The sequence below is a fragment of the Klebsiella sp. HMSC16A12 genome (assembly GCF_001808265.1).
Taxonomy (GTDB): domain Bacteria; phylum Pseudomonadota; class Gammaproteobacteria; order Enterobacterales; family Enterobacteriaceae; genus Klebsiella; species Klebsiella pneumoniae.
Map to the genome: position 1 here is coordinate 1 of NZ_KV792569.1, position 21,297 is coordinate 21,297.

Here is a 21,297-nt window from a genome sequence, read left to right on the forward strand (position 1 = left end):
CGGGGAAGCCCTTATAGTACAATAATTTTCGAGATCCAAACTGACCCCCTTAACGGCAGAAACAGCATTGATGGCCTGGGGTATCAGGGACAACGAACGGGAAATTTCTCTGAGCTTTACTTCATCGCCTTTAGATGTACCTTCAGCACGAACAAATTCAACGCGCGAGATGCCCAGGAAGCCCAGAAACTTACAAAGGAATTTTTCCTGGAAGTCCATTTCTTCCAGTGACGTACCGGTGTAAAAACCACCCCGGGCAGAGGCAATGATGACTTTTTTTCCGCCAGCCAGACCGACAGGTCCCGTTGGGGTATAGCTGAAGGTTTTGCCTGGCTGGGCAATCCGGTCCATCCAGGCCTTCAGCTGGCTGGAAACAGAAAAGTTGTACATTGGCGCGCCAATAACTATCACCTCGCTTTCAAGGAACTCCGAGACCAGAGAGTCTGATAACTTTCGTTCAGATTCAAGCCGGGCTGTAGCTACCGGCAGACCGGCAACAGGCCTGAATCCTGCAGCAATCTCACTGGTAAGATGACTGATTTCGTTTTTTACAAGATCCCGGTAAGTGAGCTGATGCTTCTGACCGGCAGCCATCAGCTGTTTCACTATTTCGGCCGTCAGCTGTCGGGTTACAGAAAATTCATTGTTGATAATGGAATCAAGATGGAGAATTTTCATTGCATATTTTCCTGGGATGAGGGGTCAGTGAATACTCTGCGCCGCCTTTATAATCAGTGCGGTCACGTCTTCGGGATGAGAAATCATGGACAGATGATCTGAGCGAATCCGCGAGATGCTAGCGCCGGCCTCATGAGCAAAACCGGCCTGTACTGACGGATTCAGCGCGTTGTCATTTTCTGTGAGTAGATACCAGGAGGGTTTCTTTCGCCAGGCGGCTTCCTTCACTTTTTCCTGAAAGGCGGAAGCGGCGACAGGCTGCTGAACAGCAGCGAGCAGCTGGCTCTTTTTGATGCTTATATCATTAGCCATTACCTGATGAAACAGCCTAGGCTCATCAAGCCAGATAAGTCCGTTTTTATCGGCTTCCATACCTTTCATGGGGGCATGAAATCGCGCCAGTGCATCAGATACGGATTGATTGCTGTCAGGAACAAGGGCGGATAAATAGACCAGTCCTTTGACGTTGCTGGCATTGCCAGCCTGCGTTATCACGGCACCTGCCCATGAATGACCAACGAGCAGAACGTCACCATTCTGGCGCTCCAGCACGCGCTCAGTTGCAGCCACATCATCCCGCAATGAAGTCAGGGGATTCTGAACAGCCGTTACGTGGTAGCCGCGGTCCTGCAGCAGAGAGATGACGTCAGACCAGCAAGAGCCGTCAGCAAAGGCACCGTGAACCAGTACGATATTTTTTACCCCCCCATCCTGTGCCATAAGCAGCGGGTTGTGCGTTAACAACAGACACAAAATAAAAGCTCCTTTTCGCAGCGCGCCGGACATTACATTTTTCATCCACATAACTGTGTTTTCCCCGCGGTTCTGAATTTCAGCCAGTGTAATCACTCTAAAAGAGGGTATGTAGTGTCATAAATGACAGGTAAGATGCAAAATCAGACACTTTTCATTACTGGAGGTAAATATGCGTGTTGCGTTACTTGCACTTCCGGGCAGCATGCGTTCGGCGCTTGCGGGTCTGGCTGATATGTTCTGGCTGGCGAATCAGGTGATCGTGCAAAATCCTTCGGTAAACCCAGAGCTATCCAGAGATACACCTCTTTTTGACGTCAGGACGATTACCGCTGACGGGCAGCCGGTCAGGGACGTTCAGGGACGGATTATCGAAAGTGATGGCTCATTTAATGAACCGGACAGCTTCGGGCTGATCATTGCCAGCGGTATGCAGCTGGATGAGCAAAGGTTCCCGTCTGACAGAGCTGCCGTAGCGAGTGCAGCTGGCTGGATAAGACGAAAGTATTCAGAGGGAAGCTGTGTTGCCGCAGCCTGTGCAGGGGGCTTTGTGCTGGGTGAGGCAGGCTTACTCAACGGGCGGATATGCACCACAACGTGGTGGTTATATCCAACTTTTGCGGAACGCTATCCGATGGCAAAACCTGTATGGGGTAAAGCTCTGGCCGAACAGGACAATGTGATCACCGCAGGCGGACCACTTTCATGGGTTGATCTGGCTATACACGTGGTTCGCAGTCACGCAGGTAGTGAACTGGCAAAGCTGACCGCTGACATGGCTGTTGCTGATAGCCAGCCTCTGTCACAGCAAATTTATGCGCCCGCCGGATTCCTCAACTCAAGGCATCCTTTGCTGACTAAAGCAGAGAACCTGCTTCGTTATCAGAATCCTGCAATGACTGTAGAGCAGCTTGCTGCAGCCCTGAATATGACGCCCCGGACGCTTAACCGCAAAATGAAAATGCTCGTCCAGGAAAGCCCGAAAGACTTCATTACGCGGGTTCGCATCGAAACGGCATCCGTACTTATGGAAAGCCCCGGGAAAACCATTTCCCAGATCGCCAGTGCATGCGGGTACGGCGATGAAACGGCTTTCAGACGCGCCTTCAGCACCATAATGGGGATGTCGCCCGGAAGTTTCAGAAAGCGACTTTCAACAAAGCTCCCAACAAATTCAGGCAACGAATGATCGCGCTGCGCTTTCAACTTCCTGATGTTCTTGCTGGTGCGCTGCTCAGCTGCTTACCCGGTCTGATGTAACTCCTGGGCGGTATTCAGAGCCGGAAAAAAATGCCAACCGGAATAATGGTTGTCAGACCTGACATCTCAGGCGATATGACCAAGTGGCAGGGGAGCCGGTTCTTTTACCACCTGTATATCGTATGGCATTATGTCAGCCAAAAACGTGCTTAATGGCCAATAACCGTGTCGTGTCTTTCCACTGATTTTTTTATTACTGCGACATAGTTTGTCGCGTGCATCTGGCATACTCAGCTCATTATCTGGTGGGGAATAAATCGGTTAAGTATTTACGACCATTGCCGATAAATCTGATATGTATAAATGCGTTACGCATTCAGGGTGCTGCTACAGGAGCCGTAATGCCAAAGCGAACAAACAGCGTTGATACCACATTTTTTGCTCTTGAGCTGTTGCGTCGTATTCCGCGTAATCAGCGCATTACTGCCCATGAGTTGCATCAACAACTCATGGATGCAGGTATTGAGCGTAATGTGCGTACCATTCAGCGCCAGCTTGAACGCCTGAGCCAACACTTCGATCTGGAGTGTGATGATCGCTGCCGCCCCTATGGCTGGCGATGGCGGGTAGGTTCGCGAGGCCTGAGCTTGGCGCAGTTATCGCCAGCAGAATCGCTGCTGATGCAGATGGCGCAGGCGCATTTAAAGCATCTGCTACCCGCACATCTGATGGCTTCATTTTCGCCATTTTTTAGCCAAGCGGGACACACTCTTAGCCAAAGCGAACAGGCGCAGCGAGAGCGGGAATGGTCGCAGAAGGTGCGGGTAGTCGCTGCCAGCCAGCCACTCCTACCGCCAGTGATCCAGGAAGGCGTGTTTGACGCGGTTAGTGAAGCGCTTTACTACAACCGCTGGCTGAATATTGATTACAGCAATGCGCACGGTACTCGCCGTCAGGTCGAGGTGATGCCCCTCGGGCTGGCTCAACAGGGCTCGCGACTGTATCTGGTCTGCCGCTTTAAAGGCTACGATAACGAGCGCAGCTTGGCTCTGAACCGCATTACCTCGGCGGTCTGCAGTACCTTTCACTTTTCCCGCCCCACGGATTTTAACCTCAAACGTTACGACGATGACGGGCGTTTCGGATTCGGCGAAGGGCGACATATCCGAATTCATTTCACGCTTGAAACCGCGCGGGCGCAACTTTTGCTGGAATCGCCACTTTCATCCGACCAACAGGTCAGCGAGCTTGACGACGGGCGGCTGCGCTTTAGCGCCACGGTTGTTGACAGTCCGATGCTCGATGGCTTTCTTGCAACCTTTGGTAACACCATCAGTAACATTAAACGCGACATAGACGATGTTAGTACAGAACAGGAAAATAATGATGAGTACAGGTGATAGTCAACTGCTGCCAGTATTAAGCAACGCATCGGATAGCGAATTGGCCCCGCTGGTGGAATACATCACGAAGGCGTTCAGCAGCGGCATTGAGAGTAAAGCACGTTATAAAACCCATTGCCCGGCACACAGTCAGTATGCCGATCTGATTGCCCACGAGCTGTGCGAGTTTGGCGGAAATACCGTCGTCAATCTGTTTCGCGGCGGTGGCCCTGAGTGGAAAACCGTGGTGATCGATGTGGCGGACAAGCTTGACGCGACGTACGAGAAGGACTGGGGCGTTGACCTTATCGAACTGGCTGTGCTGGCGGCGATTACTCGCAAGGCTTGGTCGGATATGGACCAAGCTCAACGCAAAAATCTGCTTGAAAAAATGGATCTTACTCAGGGTAGTTCGATGCTTTTCCCAGAAGCAAAATTAATGACGCAGTTGCAGTCTAGCCGCTTCTCAAGCTTGCTCTTGGCATCGTTAATTGCCAACGTCTTTGCCAGCCAACTGCTCGGACGGACGGTGGTGATGTCCGCAGCCTCGTTTGTGGCTGCGCGAGGGGCAGCTTCTTTCTTGGGGCCGATTGGCTGGGTGATTACTGGGCTATGGACCGCCCTAGACCTGGCGGGACCAGCGTTTCGCGTTACGATTCCTGCAGTGGTTCAGGTAGCACTACTTCGCCAACGGATTCACGCTACGGCGGAAGCCGATAAAGTTTGGTGGGAGTATCATCGCTGGCAGGATGAGAAAGATGCTGACAGCTGGGTGGCGAACATGTTTCGTATGGTAGGACTTTCTACTGCAGCCAGTGTAAGGCGTGAGCGCAATATGGCGTTTGAGCAGGGAGTAGTGGCCGGGCAACAGCAGACGACGGAAGAGTATGCAGATAAGGTCCTCAAACAAATGGATGAAGTTCAGCGTTTTGGAAAACGTTGTGAGGCAATGCTGGCTGTTGCCTTTGCTTGTGCTAAAGAGGAAGGTATCGCGCCGTCTGACGTGCGTAGCGATATCGAAACCTGCTGCTTGGGGATGATGAGCGGGCATCTTTCCTCGATATTACAAGCCACAATTAATCGTCTTATTGCCAATCCGCCTGATATCCACACTGCGCTTGAACAGGCGTTCGAGTTAGGTATTCAGGAAACTGAGGCTGCTGAGCTAATGGCGGTGCTTCGTGAGGCATTTAGCCAGCGTGCAGGTGTGTTTTAAGGGGAGATTATGGACAGAAAAACACTTTTATTGCGTCTGAACCAGCAGCGTCAACGACAGACAAGAGAGCTCATACCATCACCAACAAAAGAGGTCGTTACAGTATCCGATGTCAGTGTTTGGCAGGCACATCAGCAAGTTCGGCAGTATCAACAGAAGTGGCGCACGGAACAAACAACATTGATGCTGGCTGAGTGCCGACAGCGTCTTCTGCATAGCATTATTGGTCCGTTTGGGCTGGGGAGTATTGTCTCTGCATGGGACAAGGTGGGGGGGAATGTCGATACCATTCATAATGTTCGCTCCGGGGTGTATGCCACGGAAGAGGAGCAAGTGCGTTATGAAAGCCGCGGTAAGTACAACAGTGATCCATACCATAAGCACGACAACTACAAGAAGACCAACGCCGAAAACAGTAAAAAACAGGATGCAGGCGAAGCAGTGGATGCCTATACCGGACAGGCACTGAGCAGGAATACCGATGCGGAGCAGGATCACCTTATTTCTGCCGCCTCAATCCATAACGACCCTGCGGTTTGGCTGGCGGAAGCAAATGGAGCTGATCTGGCGAACCACAAAACCAATCTGCATCAGACGCACCACTCGATCAATGAATCGAAGTTGCAAAAGAGTGCAGAGGAGTACATCGCCTGGTTGAACAAAAACCGCGCCGATCGCGATTCCAAAATTGCCCGGTTGGAAGAGAAAGCCAAAAATGAGCCTCTGAGCAAAAAAGATCAGAACGCACTGGAGAAGTACAAACAGCAAAACGCCGTCGATCAGGAAAAATTGCGCGAGCTGGATGAAGTGGCGCGCAAGCAGTATGAAAGCAGTCTTCGTTGGAGCTACTACGGTAGTGCGAAATTCGGTGCATATTTACTGAAAACCAGCGCTGTCGAAGCGGGGAAAATGGGCCTACAGCAGGCGATTGGCTTGGTGTTGACGGATTTTGTCGACGGCCTGTTGTTGGAAGTTCACGACAGTTGGCATAACGGGTTTTGTGATGGGGTGGACCAGGAGCATGTTTGGGAGGCATTAAAAATCCGTGCGGGGCGGGTGGCAAAGAGCTGTCTCGATAACTGGCGCAACGTGCTAACAGCTTTTCGTGACGGGGCCATTAGCGGAATCATTAGTAACTTGATGACAACGCTGATCAACACCTTCTTCACAACTGCCCGCAACCTGGTGCGAATGATCCGCGAAGGCGTTTTTTCGCTGTTCCGCGCGTGCAAAACCGTATTGATGCGACCAGAGGGTACAAGCCGTGCCGAAGCCCTGGATGCAGGGCTAAAGATTGCCGTCAGCGGCGCATTCGTCATTGGTGGCGTACTGCTTGAAGAGTACCTCAGCAAAACTCTCGGTGCGCTGTTTACCGTTCTGCCCGGTGGGCTGATCACTACCCTGGTGGCAGTGCTGACGGGGTGCGTTACCGGCCTTGGTACCGTATTTACGGTCTATATGCTCGATCGATTAGATTTGTTTGGTGCGCAGCACCAGCAGGAAGACAATGCAGTACTAACAATGTTACAGGACGGTAGGACGCAGGCCGATGCTCGCTTGCAGGCGCTGTTAGGATCGGACCCTGAACCAGCCTAAATACAGCAAAGTTGCCGAGGGGATATACGCAGAGAATTGGTTTTTGAAACATACACTGCAAAAGATTTCTATTTGTACCAAATTGAATTTTTTTGAAAATATGGCGGAATATTATATATGGATTTAAATGGTCATTTGCTTTATGTGGATATCACCCAGATCTGCGGCATCGGCTGTGCGTTCTGCATGTATGCGGATAAGCACGTAACGGGTAAGAGTATGGCGCTGTCAACGCAGGCACGTGACAACCTGTCGGCGCTCATTAATGATCCATCTGTAAAGCGTATTTCCGTGAGTGGCGAAGGTGAACCGCTCAATAACATTCATACCTTTTATGACTTACTGGCGTTGTCCCGAGGGGGCAACAGCTTTGAGTTTATTACCAGCGGTTTTTTTCGCCATGAGAAGATGGAAAAGATCTTTGATGAGATCAATCGTCTTGTCTCCGCCAATGGTGATACCTGTAATATTCGCCTGAGTTCAGATAGCCACCATATTGAAAAAGTAAAATGGCGTGCACATGGATTTAGCCTGGATTATGTTCAGCGCAAAAAACCGTCATCGCTCAGTTTTTCATTTCGCTCAATTGATATCGATCGGGCCTTCACTCGCGAATATCTTGTGAGTGAACTGGCCTCATGGGGAATTAACGCTAGCATAAAGCCAGTCAGCGTACTGGAAGACAAATTATTAATAGGTGCGGACACGTTTAACATCGACTACAAAAATCTGGTTCATCCGGCAAGAGATACGCCGGAGGGTTATCTGGACTTACAGGGATATATTGCCGCGATTGAGTCCAAAGTGGATAAACCTTTTACCTTTGGTAGCCTGAACCGTGCACCCCAGCCCAATGGCATGGACGTGACAATTAAACCCAACGGCGATGTGTTTCTGTACGGTATTGAGACCGAGCGTGTTGCAAATATCCATTCTGATGCGATCGACTGGCATCATCTGGCGAGCCATGTGCGGGAGAATCCCTTGTCGCGCGCGTTATATACCCAGCCGTTAACTGAACTGCTGGCGCGGCTGGAAGACACCCCGCAGCTTCGCGCGATCATCGCGACCGCCAATAATCCTTACTGGCTGGTCAAAGAGATGGGGAAGCATTCCGGGTTGCTTGAACAATGGAAGGCAGCATGATTGATTCGCACTGCCACTCGTTCTACTCGAAACATGCTGTAGGTACCATCGACGAACTTGTTTGTGCCTCGATTGCTGCGGGGGTGACGGTACTCACCATCACTGATCATGCTCCGTTCCCGGTGGATGCGCAGAACCGTTTGCTGGAATCGGAACTGGAGAGCTATTTCACCGATATTGATAAGGCGCAGCAGGACTATAAAGGAGAGATCACGCTGCTACGCGGTCTGGAACTCGATTATATGCCGGGTACTGAGCGTTATAACCGGCAATTACTTGCCCGCTATCCAATGGATTTTGTCATCGGTTCAATTCACTACGTCACTGTTGCCGAAGAGCCGATGGTGAAGGTCTGGGAACTGCCCCGGTTAGCGGCAGACTCCTTTCTGGACAAGTACTTTGCTCAGCTTGAAGCGTTGCTGGAAAGCCGGTTGTTTGATGCGGTTGGGCACGCTGACACGCTACTGCGCGCAATCCCAGAGGATGTGTTTTTGCGTCGCTTTGAACCGTTGATTGCGCCGCTCGTACGCAGCGGTATTGCATATGAACTGAATGCTTCGGGCCTGCGAAAATCCAGCCTTGATCCTACGACGGGTAAAGAAATTGCAGGAAGATGGTCCTATCCTTCCCGCGCTTTGCTGGAGAAATTACTGAGGAACAATGTTCCATTGACCATCGGATCCGATGCGCATGATCCTCGTGATGCCGGAACGGGGATCGCCGAGTTGATGGAGGCACTTAGGCCATTAGGGCTTCAATCCATCAGCTATTATCAGCAGCGTCAACGTATTGATGTTCTGTTGGATGACCTTCAATTTCACACTGTGCCAGTGTCTCGCTAAGGATCTTCACCATGAATGGACTAAAAACTCCGCATTCACTTGCGTGGAACACGTTGCACAACGAACCGCTCGCAACCCAGTTGGCAATGTTTCGCCAGGCCAGTGCACAGATCAATGCGCAGGATGTTAAATCCGGTTTTCGCGCGTTTGCGACCGATTTGCTGGCGCGCGGTTTGATCGACATGTCCGATTACGTCGCTATTTTTGGTGGTAAGGCGCTGCATTATCTGACGCCGAATGCGACTGGATCATTTTGCGATATGCGCACTGGTGCTGACGCTACAACATTGGCGGGCATTTATAGCCGTGCGAAATATGGCGGAGTGAGCGAGATACGCTATCTGGCACGGTGCGTTATCGACTATCTTGCCGCAGAACTGGATGACACCTCCTCTTCATGGTCAGGGTTGTTTTGCAAGGCCAAAGAGGAGGGAGAGAGTGTTGTGATGATGACCACGGGCTGGCGTAATGTGCCTTCCACGGCCAATGTGCTCTACGATATCGTGGTTGAGGAAATTAATCTCACGTTGGCGCATAAAGGATTGCCCACCATTATCAACGTTAAACTGCCCAGGATTGCGCCGCCGTGTGAAAATTATGCCAGCCTCAGCCAGGCCGAGCGCGATCGGGTCAATCTTGTGCAGGATCATGTGATTCCAGCGGAGAATTTTTACCGCTGGAGCGGCGTGCATGTCATTTTCGGAGATGACGTGCTGGTGACTGGTGCAACGGCGGACAAAGTGTTGTATGAATCGCTGTGTAACGGCGCTCGGTCATTTCGTGCCATTTACCCAGTGGCGCTAGATCCCCGGGCGGCATTAACTGATGCGTCGGTGGAGGATCGGCTGAACAGCGTGAGCGTAAAGCAGCATTTGGATGAAAACGTCGCGCAACTGCTCTCTGCTCCGGGCTATCAACCCATTCTGCGTACGTTGCGTCTGTTATTTGGCGAAGACAACCGGGATAGTTTACTGGCTTTCCTGCCAAATGTGCCGGTGCAGACCTGGCTTAATCTGTATAAATCAGCGTTAAATAATGAGTTTTTGGCTCAGCCTGCATGCGCGCCATCACTGGTGATGCTCAGAACATATCTGATGCAAAATGGGCTGTTGTGTGCGAAAGGTAAGGTGCTGGTGAAATGATGTCCGACACTACCCATTACGTTAGTTACTGGGAAAACGCACCGGGTCAGACCATGCCGGCTTATGTTGCCCTGGCACTGGTTTCTATGCGCAGAGCTCTGGGCGATCGTTTTCTTCTGCTTACGCCGCGAACGGTAAGCGAGCACATCGATGCTGACATCATGAATAAAGCTTGGGCTTTTGAACCGCTGAGCTTTACGCTGGCGAACGGCATTGAAGCTATTGTGGCGAAGAGCGATTTCATTCGCATGGCGTTTGTACATCGCTGGGGCGGGGCATGGTTGGATGCGGATACGTTGCTGTTTAGAGATCCGAGTGTTGAGTTATTTCCGACAGGGCTGAGCGATAAATTGCACTGGCATAGCGAGTGTATTTTCGCGTCCCTGCCAGGAAACCCCATACTTGCGCAAGCCTTAGCTATAGGGCTTGAGAGCGAGAATCACGCTTGGGGTAATCCTGGGAGAATCAAAAATATCATTGCCCAGGCTGCCGATGCTGCCATCCCGATTGGCGGGGAGGTCATCGATCCCGGATACCGTCCTCGTTACAACTTTGCTGGTTGCGAGGTGATGCGTCGCACCGATATTGCCGTCGGGGCATTTTTGATTAACGACGTGGCCATTCTCAAACTTTACAACACCTATTTCCGGCGTACCGAAGCCCGGAGAGAAACTGTGGCTGAATTCCTGGCGGGTGGCTCGCTGCTGGCAAAACTGTTTTTGCATATTGAGGCGAATACGGATTACTGGGTTGATGAAAGTGACAAATTGATAGCTTCCGTTGCCTGAGTACCGCTTTCGCCCAGTACGATAACCTCAGCGGGTAAGTGGAGTCGACAGTGCGTGGCGCCATTGAGGTTAATGCGCGGCGCGATTGCTTCGTGAATGGTCGGCGTCCGGCGGTGTGGCGAGCTGTGGGCAATATACAGCCATGCGGGGATGCGTTCAGTTAAATGGCTGAATTCAAGTTCAATGCGCAGTAGATCGAATATCTCGGTGGTGCGTCCACTGGGAGTCCAGGCCAGCGGTGCGGTACGGTGATCGGGCCGCACGACTGCGACAGGAACGCTGAATTCAAGGTTGATCGTCCCGGCATAACAGCCTGCAACTTCAGGAAATTTTTCACAGATTAAGGGCAGTTGTCGCGCCAGCGTGCCCGTCGCTACCCCTAGCCCAGGGATGATTCTGGCGTTAAGCGACATGCTGTTTTTCGCTTCTGCTGGCAGTGTTAAGAGAGTCTGCAATGCGTTCATTAATGACGTTAGCGAAAAAGCATCCATATTTTTTTTGCCCGTACGACGGAGTGTGTCTGGCTGTTGCTCGCTGTAGATCACTTGTGTAAAAGGTGAGCGAGGCGGCAACCATGGGTTGTGTTGACCTGCAATCAACGGGTAGATCGCCACCAGCTTCGCTTTCAGGCCAACAGCCATATGCACAATGGCAGTATCCACACTAACAACTGCCTGCGCGCGGCGAATATAGCCTGCAACCTTTTCGGGTGTTAGCCCGTCGTGCAAGACTGCCACATTATCGCGTGCAACTGAGTTTTCCAGATGCTGTGCGCTGTGCAGCGTTGAAGGGCTGCAAAGAATTCCCACGGAATGGCCGGGAAACTCGTCGGTGATAGCTTGTAGAGCTGCGGTTGCACGGGAAGGGGATAGCCCCTTGTCTCTTCGGCTGGCATAAGGATTAAAAAGTATTTGGGGGGAAAGTGCCGCAGGCGGGAGCTCGGCAGGCAACGGCACAATGTACTGGGTGTCGATCACTTTCGCGCCTAGATCCTGCAGAATATATTTGTACTGCTCCACGATATTGAGCGTGTTTGCAGAAAAACCCATTTTACGATTCACACAGCGCAGCGAATCATCAAGGGAATAGAGACTCCCCGGGCGGAGTAACCGCATAAAAACGATTTCGGCAGGTTGCAGTCGTCCAACCAGATGAACAACGACATCGACATTACTTAGCTGGTTCACCAATCTGCGTAGTTCACCAAGCCCTGGATGCGGATTCGTAACGATGACTTCATCCACACCGAAGGTGTTGGTATGCATTTCAGCTAACTCGTTAACCGTAAGTACAGTCAATCGGGCATTGAGCTTACGTGATTCGCGAAAAAAGAAAGAAGATACGATGGAGTCGCCCAATTTTGCATCCCAGCGAAGCAGAAGAATATGCAGTTTTTCGCCGGGGGTTTTCGTGGGTAGAGGTTTGTCCGCCAGCAGGCGAAATATCAACCTGGAAACCGCTTTGCGTAAAATCTTTAAACTTAACAATGTGCTCACCAGTCCTTTGCTCAGAGGGCCGATCCCGGCCACACGGTTTTTTCAGGGTGATGTGGGGTATTCTAATCGTGAATTAACATCACATTGCATCACTATTATCTCCCGGTCGGCTTTTTCCTGTTTTACATGGTGTTCATTGCGTCACAGGAACTGCTGACGGATGTAACCAGCCCCTGAATCTCATAGAAGAGATACGTTATAGTGGTGGAGGGCATTCAATGTCTCCTGAGCAACGTCAGCATCGCGTATTCATGGCTTACTATGTTTTTAAAGCCTTGTCCCTCCGGACCCCACTCCTCATAGCTCATCATGATTGCTTGTTTTAGGCTCTCTGCTCGTTCTGTTTCGACGTAGAATTTTTTCTTGTCTGCTGGCGAATAATTACTAAGTCTCGAGTTGCTGCTTGGTGAGATCAGGCAGAGGTTACCGAAACGATGGACATCATCCCCCATTTTTTTTGCGCCAGAGGGATCGGTTTGAGGAAAGTAGTGCTCAACCGATGTTCGGCCCGATGAAAACTGAAAGCCATCAAAGTGTTTCTTAATATCTGGATTATTAAGCCCTTTACCATCGAATGATTGGCCCGTAGTAAGATCACGCCACAAACGATAGTCGAGCAGATTAAACACAAAGTTCTGTACGCTGGTACCGCGGTGCAGAGCCTCTGCATCGAATTGCTCCTTTTCACCACAAATCTCAGCCAAAAACTCATGGCTGAGTTGCTCAAGCTCTCTGAGGTAAGCCGCTCCGTCAACGTTCAGTTGACCCAAAGCCAGAGTATTCAAAATGGCCAGTGAGCGATTGAGCCATCGCTTATAAACATAGGCAGGGTGGGAGACATGGAACATCGACAAGATCATCGCTAGTTGTTTATTTACACCAGACAGTTCATCTTGATCGAAAGAGTTGTTATAGCTAAAGCTCGAATTCCTGTCTCTGGCATAGTACTCAAGCGTCAGCAGGCTCCACTTCTCAGCCTGATCGCGCTTAATGATATAGCGATCAAATAAGACTCTAAACTTCAGCAAGTTAAAAGCAAACTGGGTGATTTTTTTTCGGTCATTTTTTATGATTTCAAATGCCTGAAGTAGCTTTTTATCGTCCAATGACACGTCATTATCCACTGTCACTTTTAGCACATGCAGTAGGAAGTTGGAGAAATCGATAATCGAATCAAAACGCTGCTCTTTTGCTTTTTCATCGTTGTCATCAGTGTGATGAAAGCGTCGTCTTTCGATAATATCCCGTATAGTCAGCTTTTCGTCTGTATCACCATTAGTTTCTATCGCGCATTTTATCTCTTCAAAACTCGCCGGGAATCCTAACCACTGCTCACCAAATAATGCTTTGCGAGCCTCTGAGCTAAAGCCCAATTGCACATAGCGATTCATATCAGCGCAGGCATCCCATATGGCAGAAAAGCCGTTTCTTGCGGCAGCTTCACCGTTGTAAACTGACATCAAATTCGCTTTCAACACTTCGTGTTTTTCTAGCTGTTCACCTCGGTTATTCATGATCTCAAAGTAGTGGTTGAGATCAGTCTCTGTTGGCACAGGAACCCGTAAAATAGTGACGTGTTTGAGTAGATATCGGCAAAAGTTGTTGGTGTCTATGTCCTCTTTCTCAAAGTAGCGTTCAATAATAGTAAACGCCGCTCGGATTGAGGGTTCTTCAGGATCATTGCTCTGATCCTGTTGAAACAGCTTATGTAGCGTTCGGGCTGATTTAGGGCGGCTGTCAAAGTCGAGATTAAGGTGAAGCGGGGATAAATCTTGTTCGCTGCAACAAGCAACTTTTTTTAAGTATGCGAGCAAAATCGACAGCGTTGTGTACCTTTGCTGTCCATCAATCGTTTCATAGACTATTACGCCTTGGTGTGCGCTATCAGCGCCATCTCTGACATATACCACCAAGCTGCCCAGATAGTATTTCGTGTCTTCCTGTTGCCCTGCATTTTTAAGGGCTTCAGCAGCATCTGCAATGTCCCGAATAAGCTGTTCAATCTCCTGCGCGCCCCAGGCGTAGTTACGCTGATAAATAGGGATAACATAATGGCTATTAGCGCTGAATAACTGTTCGATGGTCAGCAAGGCTAAATCATTACTCGTCGGCATCTACATCTCCCAGCATCTGAGCGATTGAATCTTCTACGGGTTTGGCATTTTGAAAACGAATGTTTATACAACGCTTTGGCTGAAAGCGTAGGACTTGTTGTGGGTGGATCGCTTTATCGAGCACTCTCAATAGTCCTCGGGGCTCACGCGCATGGCCATCAACACTGTCCATGCCGATTTTTTGATATTGCAAGCGCAAGTAGTAACTCCAACAAAAACAGATTGTTGCGGCTTGAATTAATTCTTTGTCGCCAAACTTATCGTAATAGGCCATCACTGCACACATAAAGAGATTTTTAATATACATATCCCCTTTGCGTGAACTGCCAGCGTAACGGGTATGTTTTTTTAAGAAATTGCCAAGCAGCGCGTTGTCACCTTCAAATAGGGTGTGATGCAGGGATTTGTAGTGCTGGATATACTCAAAAAAGCGCTTTCCGTTAATTATTAACTGATTAACTTGAAACGGATAAGGTTTATTCTGCTTGTCCCACTTCCTGATAGGGTCGTTATTGTAATGCTCAACTGCAAAATCCAGGGCGAGCAGAGACTGCAGATAGTGGTAATCAGAGGTGGAGAGGTTGACGCCTTTGAACACCTCAAGATTGTGGCGGCTGAACTGCACGCCATAATCGCCATCCAGCCATCGGCGCAGGCGGAACAAATACTCGCCCATAATGAGGTGAAGGTTAGCGGATTCATCATCCGGACTGACACCCTGCTCCCACAGGCTAACGTGATGTAGTCGTTCCGCTTGCTCTGTGGCATCCATCATTTCGCGCAAATGGTATGCCTTTAGCAAGTCATGGGGCGCGAGGGCCTTGCCCCTGGCATTTTGTGAGTCGAAAAACTGAAAGGCTTCGCTCAAATCATCGAGCGTCACTTCGATCAGTTCACACTTGTTACACACGAAGTGAAGTAGTGATTTGCGCTCGTTATCATTTAGTCCCACAAGGCGGTTCTCAATGACTTTGGCATTGTGCTCAAGGTTATTGATGCTAGTCCTTGAAGCAAAAGATTGTTCCAACAGAGGCGTTGAAAACTCACCACTCTGATCGAGCACTGAGCAAAGCAAGGTTAAGGTCAGAAGGCGCTGCTGACCATCAACGATATCGAGCTCACCTTCATAAGCGGGATTTAACTTATCCCGATGCAACACCACAGTCCCAAGGCGATAGCTCTGTTTATTTTGGTGGGTTAACACATCATCAATTAGTTGATTGACGTGTTTTTGTTGCCATTTGTAGGGGCGCTGGTATGACGGAATAGTGAGGCGCTGCTCTAGCAGCATCCTCGTTTTTTTTACCTGATAGGATACAGTTCCCATGGCTACATTGCCTGCTCAACAATCGCATCTGCCGGTTGGAGTTGGATATTCTGGCTGGTTCCCTGACGAGTTTTTCGCATATCCCTGAGGATCATTAGCTCATTTCCTTTTTGTTGTAGTCGGATTCAAGTCCGAAGATAAACGTTAAGCCGCCCTTTATCGTCATGCGAATATTGCCGATGACTACATGTTCCTCAGACACTGGTTCGGTCTGCTGCATCACGCGCACAGATAAGTTAATCGCAGCTAAAGTATCTTACCTCAAAGCATTGCTCGGCCGTTTTCAGATGGGAACTAACGCCGTAATACAAACGCAAACAAGAGATGCCGGACGAAAGCTCAGATGCGGCCATGTGCATAGGTGGCAATTTGTGTGCGCCATAATCTCACCACCACATGGCCAATCCTTTGTATCTTACTTGACCACTTCCATCAGCTTACCGAAGCTATCCACTACGTCATACTTCACGTTTTCTGGAGCAAACTTCTTGTTGATCTCATCGAAGAACTTACGGGCACATTTAATCTTGGTAGCTTCAATAGGCCGTAAATCCAGTGACGACATCGAGCCCTTGGTCTCAGCAACGAAATACACATGCTTGACCGAGCCTTCTTTGAAAGAAATGGCCCAATCGGGGTTGTAATCGCCGACAGGGGTTGGGATCAGAAAACCACGTGGCAACTTGGCATATACCACCACATCCTTGCTGGTATCCAGCTCTTCGACAAACTTACGCTCAATCGCAGAGTCGGTAAGCACGTAGTCATAGATGTGATTTTGCAATTTATTCCCGGCCTTACTGAGATCCTGTTTGCTCTGGCCCGTGGTAAAGATGTCCAAATCAAACTTGTCTTCTAGCGTGTCATAGGCCAAATGCTCGATAATGACATTGGCCTTTTGTTCGTTGACCAAGCGAATGGCTTCGGCAATGAAGCTTTCCGGATTGCTCTTGAATTGTGCGAAGACGTCGGCATTGAGGCCTTTAAGAATTTCGGCAACGGTTCGTCTTGTAAGCAACGTCCCCTCTGATAACTTGCCAATCAGATCATACTGCACAGCGGAGTGGATGGAGGCGTTGTGCGATTCTGTTTCGGTAACTTTCAGCTCGAAGGCATTACCCTTTTTGAGGCCATCGTAAGTTGCCGTATCAGTCTGCTCGCCACGGTCAATGGTGTATTGCAACGGCGTCACACGCAACCCTGCATTCTTGTCATTGAGCGCCTTGATCGCATTGTTCACTAGCTCAACATCATCAAACAACACGTTGTAAGTAGCCTTGCGATTGATTCGCCCCCACAGCGCCTTGAATTCCTGCTTTTCAAAGTTGGCGTTGGTCTGCAGTCTTTTGGGCTTGCGACCATCGTCTATCTGCATGAGTTGGCTTTCGCTGAATACGCTGTCAATCAGTTGGAATACCTGCTCTGCAAAGGACTGCAGCTCGTCCGGCAATGCTTCCAGAGAGCCGTCTTTTTTAGCTTGATGGTACTTCTCCGTGATATTGCGCTTCTTATCGACATAGCCGTTCTGAATCAGATAAAACTCAATGTCCGTGGCCTGGTCGTCCGATACCGTAATTGGGCCTTCCTTCGTGTTCAGCATCTTGCCCGTGAAGTAGGCCTTGTCCGCCACACGCGGACGAGCTGACAAGGACTCGCTAATGTCCTTCTGCAAGGCTGTTACGAAGTCCTTGTAACTTTCGCTGGCCACAACTGTCAGTACGTTAATGTCATGAACAATGGACGGGTGATCCATGCGATCACCATTTTGATTAACGGACAAACGCAGGCCGCGCCCGACCTCCTGGCGGCGTGAAATGGTGTTATCACTATGCTTGAGAGTGCAGATAACAAACACGTTCGGGTTATCCCAGCCCTCACGCAAGGCCGAGTGTGAGAAGATAAAACGCACTGGCTCAGCGAGTGATAATAACCGTTCCTTGTCTATGAGGATCAGATCATAAGCATCTACATCATCCGACAAGCCAGCATTTTCACCGCGCGCAGCGACCTTGGGATCGGTGAGGCGCTTACTCTTCTTGTCGATGGAAAAGTAGCCTTTGTGCGTCTTATTGGCTGCAATGCGGCGTAGATATTTAGCATAAGGGGTATCCCCCTGCATAAACCCATTATCCAAGGCTTCTTGAAGGTGTTTAGCGTACTCCTCTTCAAAGATTTTTGCGTACTCTCCCTTTTCATCGGCAGCAGAGTAATCCCGGTACTTGGCTACTTCGTCTATAAAGAACAGCGAGAGAACCTTCACCCCTTTATCGAAGAGCTCCATCTCCTTGTCAAAGTGCGCCTTGATCGTCTCACGGATCTGAATGCGGCGCAGCGCTATCTCGGAAACATCACCAGTCGCATCACCCACCGTCAGCTCTACGCCATTGGTAAAGCTCAAGATGTCCGTATTGGCATTGATGTCCGATACCACAAACCCATCGCGGTATTGATCCAGCTCGTTCGATAGCACAAACAGATTGTCACCCTTGCCCAGCTTGCGGGTGACGCGCTTGATGTTGCCACCGCTGAGTTTCTGTTCGAGCTCCACAACCGCGATTGGAGGTTTTTTGTTTGAGATTCCGATGGCTTGTAAATAGAGATAGGCGTTGGTTCCCGCCTGTCCCTTCACCGAGATCCCGCGCACCTCAATCTTCTTCACCAGCTTCTGGTTGTAAGCATCAAGCGCATCCAGTCGGTGGATCTTGTTGTGTGTGGTCTTGTGGGTAGCGGAATAACGCAATACCATCAACGGGTTGAAGTTCGCCAGGGAATCCAGCGTCTTGCCTCCCTCCATCCGCTGCGGCTCATCGAGGATTAAGATGGGGCGGTTTGCGCTGATCACATCGATCGGGCGACGTGACTGAAAATCATCGAGCGCTTCATAGATGCGGCGGTTATCTTTGCCGGTGGCGTTAAACGCTTGTACGTTGATCACCATGACATTGATACCGGCATCGGAGGAAAAGCTCTCCAGATGGTGCAACTGCTTAGAATTGTAAATAAAGAAGCGCGCCTTTTTGTGGTAGGTTTCCAGAAAGTGCTCGGCCGTGATTTCCAGCGACTTGGCCACGCCTTCGCGGATGGCAATGCTCGGTACCACTATGACGAACTTGCTCCAGCCGTACTGTTTGTTCAGCTCGAAGATTGTTTTGATGTAGCAGTAGGTCTTACCTGTCCCCGTTTCCATCTCGATATCAAGATTTAGCCTAGCGACCTTAGTCTTGACCAAGCCCTCTGACAACGGTAGGTTTTGCTGGCGCTGCACCTGTTGGATGTTCTCCCGCAAGGCATCCTCACTGAGGGTTAGCTCAGCATTTTTAAAACCAGTATCTACCGCGAACAGATCTCCCATGCCGTTTTTGGTATTACCGGGGTCAAGGCGATAGCTCATGGCTGCATCAGAGCCCGGGGGCTGCCCCTGAAAAACATCGACGACCGCTTGCACGGCGGCAGCCTGATAGGATTGATGTTTGAATTTAAGTTTCATCACATGCCCCTCAGATGCATTTCACTTCGGTGGCGGGCGACACGAGCTTGAAAATTTGCTCGACGTTGATCTTGACCGCGCTGTTCTTGTACCCCGCGTCGCGGAACACCACACGCAGAGGCTGATGCTTGGCCAGTTCCTTCACAAAGGCTTCGTCGATGCTGCCGCTGGTGTCGAAGCAGGCTGCCAGCACATTGCCATCGACAAAGAACACGTCCTTACCTTGGATGGACTGCTTGGCGATTGGCAGGACCAGATCGACGCCCCAATCTAGCATTACCTGGAACAGCAGATCCTCAGGCGTGCGGTCAGGCTTGATGTTGTCCACGAACAGGTCAAGGTTAGTCTCGTCCAGCGCGTCGGGTGTGTAATAGACGTCGGCCATGTTGGAGGTGTCGATTTTGAGGACACGGAAGCCAATATCTTTCTTCCATTCCTCGTGTGTGTCTTCCTTCAATGTGGCTTCACCGGCCCTACGAATGCGCTCTTTTGTTACCTCCGAAAGCAACAACGGACGACTACTCTTTTTCAGGAGATTAATTGCCGCTTGAACAGTCTTTTTTGCCGTTCCTGTTGTTGAGGTCAAGGCATCTTCAAGACTTTCCGGTAGCTGCACGACAATGAAACGGTGGTTGGTGCCATAGGCAGCATTAGCCCTCAACACAGCTTCTGCTGTTGTTCCCGAACCAGCAAAGAAATCCATAATGATGGCTTCCCGGTTACGCGGCGTCATGTATTCAATCAGACGAGCAAGCTCGTCATGATCTTTCGGGTTACTGAATACTTTTGCTCCCATTAGCTTGCGCAGGTATTTCACAGCCACCTGGGACTGCTTGTAGAAGTACGAGCCGCGCACCTGAGTTGCAAGTTCAGCATCGGCCTCTTCATCGCCGCTTTCATCATCGCCATCAACTTGATCTTCAACCGCCTCATCAGGAATGGGGCGAATGTGCGCCTTACGAAATGGTGGTTCTGAGTGATCTTTGCGAAACTCAACAAGCCCAAGCTTGATCTGGCGTTGCATTTCATCAGGAGATGAATATCTCCATCCGGCTTCCGGCACCACACATGGCTGCTTGGTTTCTGGGTGAATAACGTCATAACGCGGGCCATCACCACCTGGCCAAGAAATATCACGGTCACGCCATGGGCCATTCTTATCCACGCGTTTATAACGCGCCCATTTTTTTGATGGGTGACCTTTGGGCAGGTCCGAATACCACTTGCTTATTGCTGCTTCCATCGCGACATAATCTTCGCCATGAATGCTCTGGAGCCGCAGAAATTCAGCCCAAATTTCCCGTGCACCAGGTTTTTCTTCCCGCCAGACCTCACCGCGCTCTCGGAGTAACACCAAGTCCTTGGCGTAGATGAGCATGTATTCATGCCCAACGGAAAAATACTTTGCGTCGTTTTTCCGGCCCTTTTCCCACACGAGTTGGGAAATAAAGTTTTGCTCGCCAAATACCTGATCGCAGACGCGGCGCAATGAAGCCTGCTCAGCGTCATCAATGCTAATCAGAATGAGCCCATCGTCGCTTAACAGCCTCTTGGCCAGCGTCAAGCGCGGATAGATCATATTCAGCCAGTCAGTATGAAACCGACCACGCGTTTCCGGGTTGCTGACGAGTCGACCACCTTCTTCATTACGCTCGCCACTAACTATCTCAAATGCTTCTTTGGATGCCGTAAAGTTGTCGTGGTAGATGAAGTCTTTCCCTGTGTTGTAGGGAGGATCTATGTAGATCAGCTTGACTTTCCCGAGGTAGTTTTCCTGCATCAGCTTTAACGCTTCAAGGTTATCGCCTTCGATGAATAGGTTCTTCGTGGTATCGAAATCCACGCTCTCCTCGCGGCAAGGGCGCAGCGTTTTGGCAATCGGCGCGTTGGCCGTAAGCAAGGCTTCACGCTTGCCCGGCCAGTTCAGGTGGTAGCGTTCCTGTGGACCTTCCACAATCGACTCGGCCAACTCTTGCCGCAACTGGTCGAAATCCACTGCCAACTTCACGCTGCCGTCCTCGCCCTTGGCTTCGGTGACGCAGCCAGGAAACAGATCGCGAATGCGGGCGATGTTGTCCTGCGTGAGATTGGGTGAATGCATTTTTAGCTTTTCCATGTTCTTTTCCTCTG

The 21,297-nt window shown here is 50.2% G+C and carries 15 protein-coding genes; 8 read left to right on the top strand and 7 right to left on the bottom strand.

All coding sequences use genetic code 11. From position 1 onward, the window contains the following. Nucleotides 1-678, bottom strand: a 678-nt coding sequence (locus HMPREF3140_RS08080) for an FMN-dependent NADH-azoreductase (protein WP_070552914.1), incomplete at its 3' end; no start/stop codon positions are given. A 24-nt stretch (nt 679-702) separates the two neighbouring features. After that, complete coding sequence (locus tag HMPREF3140_RS08085) at nt 703-1,482, bottom strand: alpha/beta fold hydrolase (RefSeq protein ID WP_070552915.1); 780 nt, start codon at nt 1,480-1,482, stop codon at nt 703-705. 121 nt (nt 1,483-1,603) lie between these two features. Here HMPREF3140_RS08085 and HMPREF3140_RS08090 point away from each other — a divergent pair, with 121 nt between their 5' ends. From HMPREF3140_RS08090 to HMPREF3140_RS08125, 8 genes are all read left to right on the top strand, one after another. Beyond that, the gene (locus HMPREF3140_RS08090; RefSeq protein WP_070552916.1) at nt 1,604-2,620 is read left to right on the top strand and encodes a GlxA family transcriptional regulator; all 1,017 of its coding nucleotides are present in this window, start codon (nt 1,604-1,606) and stop codon (nt 2,618-2,620) included. A gap of 412 nt (nt 2,621-3,032) precedes the next feature. Then, entirely contained in the window at nt 3,033-4,031 is a 999-nt protein-coding gene (locus HMPREF3140_RS08095; protein WP_070552917.1) for a helix-turn-helix transcriptional regulator, read from the top strand. Then, a complete protein-coding gene (locus tag HMPREF3140_RS08100; RefSeq protein ID WP_070552918.1) occupies nt 4,015-5,229 on the top strand; it encodes a YaaW family protein in 1,215 nt (404 codons plus the stop codon). Before HMPREF3140_RS08095 ends, HMPREF3140_RS08100 begins: the two co-directional genes overlap by 17 nt. 9 nt (nt 5,230-5,238) lie before the next feature. Further along, nucleotides 5,239-6,825 carry a hypothetical protein gene (locus HMPREF3140_RS08105; protein ID WP_070552919.1) on the top strand — a complete coding sequence of 529 codons (1,587 nt, stop codon included), beginning with the start codon at nt 5,239-5,241 and terminating at the stop codon, nt 6,823-6,825. Between the two features lie 117 nt (nt 6,826-6,942). Further along, nucleotides 6,943-7,971 carry a radical SAM family protein gene (locus HMPREF3140_RS08110; protein WP_070552920.1) on the top strand — a complete coding sequence of 343 codons (1,029 nt, stop codon included), beginning with the start codon at nt 6,943-6,945 and terminating at the stop codon, nt 7,969-7,971. Further along, complete coding sequence (locus HMPREF3140_RS08115; protein ID WP_070552921.1) at nt 7,968-8,813, top strand: histidinol-phosphatase; 846 nt, start codon at nt 7,968-7,970, stop codon at nt 8,811-8,813. Before HMPREF3140_RS08110 ends, HMPREF3140_RS08115 begins: the two co-directional genes overlap by 4 nt. A gap of 11 nt (nt 8,814-8,824) precedes the next feature. Beyond that, complete coding sequence (locus HMPREF3140_RS08120) at nt 8,825-9,955, top strand: hypothetical protein (RefSeq protein ID WP_070552922.1); 1,131 nt, start codon at nt 8,825-8,827, stop codon at nt 9,953-9,955. Then, nucleotides 9,952-10,743, top strand: a complete 792-nt coding sequence (locus HMPREF3140_RS08125; RefSeq protein ID WP_070552923.1) for a glycosyltransferase family 32 protein — start codon at nt 9,952-9,954, stop codon at nt 10,741-10,743. Before HMPREF3140_RS08120 ends, HMPREF3140_RS08125 begins: the two co-directional genes overlap by 4 nt. Here the strand turns inward: HMPREF3140_RS08125 and HMPREF3140_RS08130 are convergent. The 5 genes from HMPREF3140_RS08130 to HMPREF3140_RS08150 all read right to left on the bottom strand — a co-directional run bounded on the left by HMPREF3140_RS08130 (nt 10,698) and on the right by HMPREF3140_RS08150 (nt 21,283). Then, nucleotides 10,698-12,239: a glycosyltransferase family 9 protein gene (locus tag HMPREF3140_RS08130; RefSeq protein ID WP_227525035.1), complete on the bottom strand. Its 1,542-nt coding sequence runs from the start codon at nt 12,237-12,239 to the stop codon at nt 10,698-10,700. The genes HMPREF3140_RS08125 and HMPREF3140_RS08130 overlap by 46 nt on opposite strands. Nucleotides 12,240-12,454: 215 nt before the next feature. Beyond that, nucleotides 12,455-14,353 carry a GmrSD restriction endonuclease domain-containing protein gene (locus tag HMPREF3140_RS08135; RefSeq protein WP_070552925.1) on the bottom strand — a complete coding sequence of 633 codons (1,899 nt, stop codon included), beginning with the start codon at nt 14,351-14,353 and terminating at the stop codon, nt 12,455-12,457. Beyond that, nucleotides 14,340-15,680 (bottom strand): DUF262 domain-containing protein, encoded by a 1,341-nt coding sequence (locus HMPREF3140_RS08140; RefSeq protein ID WP_070552926.1) that lies wholly within the window; start codon nt 15,678-15,680, stop codon nt 14,340-14,342. Before HMPREF3140_RS08140 ends, HMPREF3140_RS08135 begins: the two co-directional genes overlap by 14 nt. Nucleotides 15,681-16,095: 415 nt before the next feature. Next, complete coding sequence (locus tag HMPREF3140_RS08145; protein ID WP_070552927.1) at nt 16,096-19,167, bottom strand: type III restriction-modification system endonuclease; 3,072 nt, start codon at nt 19,165-19,167, stop codon at nt 16,096-16,098. Between the two features lie 10 nt (nt 19,168-19,177). After that, nucleotides 19,178-21,283, bottom strand: a complete 2,106-nt coding sequence (locus HMPREF3140_RS08150) for a site-specific DNA-methyltransferase (protein ID WP_070552928.1) — start codon at nt 21,281-21,283, stop codon at nt 19,178-19,180. Nucleotides 21,284-21,297 lie beyond the last annotated feature (14 nt).